The following is a 3,249-nucleotide window of genomic DNA, read 5'->3' as shown; positions in this document are numbered from 1 at the left end:
AAGCGATCCCCTTGACGTCGACTTCGCCGTGCTCTTCACAAGAGATTTGATCGCGCACCAGTGCGTAGGTCTCGTAGGAGATGATAATCTCGTTTGGCTGAGCCAGGCTTTGAAGGCGTGATGCGGTATTCACTGCGCCGCCAATGATCGTGTAGTCGAGCCGGTCTTCGCTGCCAAAATTGCCGACAGTGCAGTACCCGGTGGTGATGCCGATACGCACCTCCAGCGGCTTCTCGATTCCTGAACCCCGCCAGTCGTCAGCCAGACTGTGCATCATCTTGCGCATGGCTATCGCCATCTTGACGCAGGCAATGGCGTCTTCCTTCACACCTCTGGATTCCGGGTCTCCGAAGAATGCCAGGATGGCGTCACCAACGTACTTGTCGATGGTCGCGCCGTACGCCAAGGCGATTTGCGACATCGCGGTCAGATACTGATTCAGAAGATGGCTTAAATCCTCTGATTCGAGCCGATCCGCCGTCTGAGTGAAGCCCACGATGTCAGAGAAGAAAATGGTCAGCTTCTTTCGCTGGCTTGTGAGTTTGACTTCCTGCTTGCCCGAGAAGATGGAGTTGTAAACCTGCGGGGAAAGGTATTTGGAAAGCTGGTTCGACAGACTCTCCAAGGCCTTGGTTTTCTGCGCCAGCTCTTCCTCTCGCTCAGCGATCACCTCCATGTAGCGGATCAGCGCTCTTGAGATGCCACCGATCTCGTCCCGCCGCCGGTCCGCGTCCGATGGGTGGCGTTCCTGGGCAAAGCGCTGAAGTGAATCACGGATCCGGTCCAGCCGCGTGAAAACGCGTTTCTGCAGCGCTAACCAAACTAGATAATTGCCGGCGCCGAACGTCAAGGCCACCAGTACCATGACGAACAAGGTGATTTGCGTGATCAATGCGACGTTCTCGATCTGGGCTTCAAGTTCTTCGCTCGCCCTGGCGAATTCGTTGCTCGCGCTGATCACCAACCGGCTGGCGATCAGTGAGTTTTCCTCGGCAAGAGCCTTTATCTTAAACTCGTTGGAGAGCGCGCTTTTTTTGTCTTCCAGCAGTTGAGATTCTTGAGCCGACCAATAGTCCAAAAGCTTGAACAGCCGATCTTGCGCGTTTGGCGGTAGTTTGGCCGCCTCACCGTTGGCTTTCTCCAAGGTACGGCGCAATACCCCCATTTCCGTTTTTGCAGCCCGCCAGTTCTGGGAAAGGCGAGCCCCATTGGGGTCCAGCAGGGCGTTCAAGAGAGTGACATTCGCTGCATGTGACCTCAAAAGAAGCCCACTACCGCGAATTCCCGTTTCGCCATTGAGGTTGTTCGCCATTCCCCTCAAGAACTCGATGCGTTCATCAAGGCTTTTGCGAAGGTCAATCTGCCGACTCACCACGTCGGTCAGCGACACCAGATTCTCGCTGAGAGCTTCGCCGTTCCTTTCTATTACTCCGACCGCGGCTTCGTCTCGCAGCAAGAGCGAAAGATCGGCTATGAGCGTTTTCTGCGAAGCCTGCTTGTCCGTTATCCTGGATAGAAGGGTTTCGAATTCGAAGCGGGTCGGCTCGCTACTTAAGGCTGGTGCAATCGCAATCGTCGCCGCGGCATCTTGAGATAGTTGTGAGAGCTTGATCAGGCGCGGCAGCGCCTCGTTACGCAAGGATCCGAGATTCTGTTGAATTTGGACGAGCCGGTAGGCGGTCACGGCCAGTCCTCCGAGCACGAGAACGGCGATACAGAACAGGATCGCAAGGAGCAGCGTTGAAATGCGCTGTCTCAGGCGGATTTTTGCTTCCAGTTCCATCGGCTAGCCCCAGGTCCTGGGACCTCCCCTCATCGGAATGGCGGGCTGAACAACAAACCACCATCGCTCCAAAGTTTGTTGGAGCCGCGCTCTACGCCTATCGCGCTCTCGTTCCCTAAGTACCTGTCGAAGATTTCACCGTAGTTGCCAGAGCTCGCAATAATGTTCCTGGCCCAGAGAGGATCGAGCCCGATGCTTTCCGTCCCTTCGGTGATGTCCACACCCAGGAGCCGCCGCACCGATGGATCCTCGCTGTCCAAGAAGGAGAGATAGTTCGCCTTCGTGATTCCTTTTTCCTCGGCGAGGATCGTGGCGTTGACCGTCCAGCGGACCAGGTTCCCCCAGACCATGTCATCATCCCGCACATAGGCCACGAGAGGCTCCTTGGATATGATCTCCTGATGGAGAACATAGTTCGCAGGATCGTCGACCGCCGTGGCCTTCAGGAAGGCCAAAGCGAGCGCATCGGTCGTTAGCAGATCGCATTTACCTGAGAAGAATGCGTCGTTCCTTCCTTCTGAAGACTCGAAGGCCAGGATCTCCCAATCCAGATTGTGGATGGCGATGTAGTCTTGAAGATTGGCGATGGTGGTCGTTGATCGCGAGACGCAGACGCGGGCTGGCTGATGTTCAGATAACGGCCCTGACGCCATGCCAGCGTGAGACATGAAGCCTTGTCCATCGTAATAAAGGACCGCCGCTGGCGTCAGCCGAAGTTTCATATCACGGGAGAAGGTCCAGGTGACATTGGACACATAGATGTCGACATCTCCCTGAGAAATGCTCTGCAGCCCGTGCCGGATGAGCGTTGGTGAGAGCTGCACGGCGTTTCTATCGTTGAATATTGCGACAGCGACATTCCGGCAGAACTCGGGGAAGAACCCCACATACCCCGTTTCCCCGATGCGCGTGTCGCCCACCTGTCTGTTGCCGATCGCGCAGCGGACGTAGCCACGGTTCTGGACCGTCTCCAAGGTACCCGCCGACAAAGCGGGCGCGCAGAAGATCGCGGCGATTAGGGAGAGGGGAAAGATGGCTAAAGCAAGCAAGGGGCGAAACATGACGCTTCCTCCCGTGGCTATTTTAGCATGCTTTTATGGACTTGGCCTGCTCCCATGGCTCAACGGCGCTCCGCCTGCTTGAGTGTCCGCTTTTAGCCAATAGCGGACATTCTGCATATAAAGTCTCGAACGCTTATCTCTATGAGCCAAAAACACTTTAATGGCTTTAGATTTTTAGTGGCATATCGTGATCTATTGCCCATTCGAGCAACTCGACCAAAAGGCTGATCTTCTCGCGATCCGACAGCTCAATGTATTGGACGAGAGGTTTTGGCCGCGGCGGCACGATTGTCGGTGGGCGACCCATTTTAGCCCAATGACTATTACACCTCTTATAGAATCTATAGTAGAAAGTCGATACCTCAAATAGATCCATTCTATTCATTGCTCCCTTCTATTTTCTTG

2 protein-coding genes are annotated in these 3,249 nt (G+C 55.0%); both read right to left on the bottom strand.

Going from position 1 to position 3,249, the window contains the following annotated elements:
* Positions 1-1,783, bottom strand: a 1,783-nt coding sequence (locus P8X75_14980) for an adenylate/guanylate cyclase domain-containing protein (protein MEJ1996485.1), incomplete at its 3' end; no start/stop codon positions are given.
* A 29-nt stretch (positions 1,784-1,812) separates the two neighbouring features.
* Entirely contained in the window at positions 1,813-2,844 is a 1,032-nt protein-coding gene (locus P8X75_14975) for a transporter substrate-binding domain-containing protein (protein MEJ1996484.1), read from the bottom strand.
* Between the last annotated feature and the right edge of the window lie 405 nt (positions 2,845-3,249).

The organism is Limibacillus sp., assembly GCA_037379885.1.
Taxonomy (GTDB): Bacteria; Pseudomonadota; Alphaproteobacteria; order Kiloniellales; family CECT-8803; genus JARRJC01.
Note: the sequence above shows the minus strand (reverse complement) of the source record. Positions and strands in the feature narration are given on the sequence as shown.

Bases quoted from the DNA above. Each gene is read 5' to 3' on its own strand.
- P8X75_14975 (MEJ1996484.1), bottom strand. From the start codon at position 2,844: ATGTTTCGCCCCTTGCTTGCTTTAGCCATCTTTCCCCTCTCCCTAATC.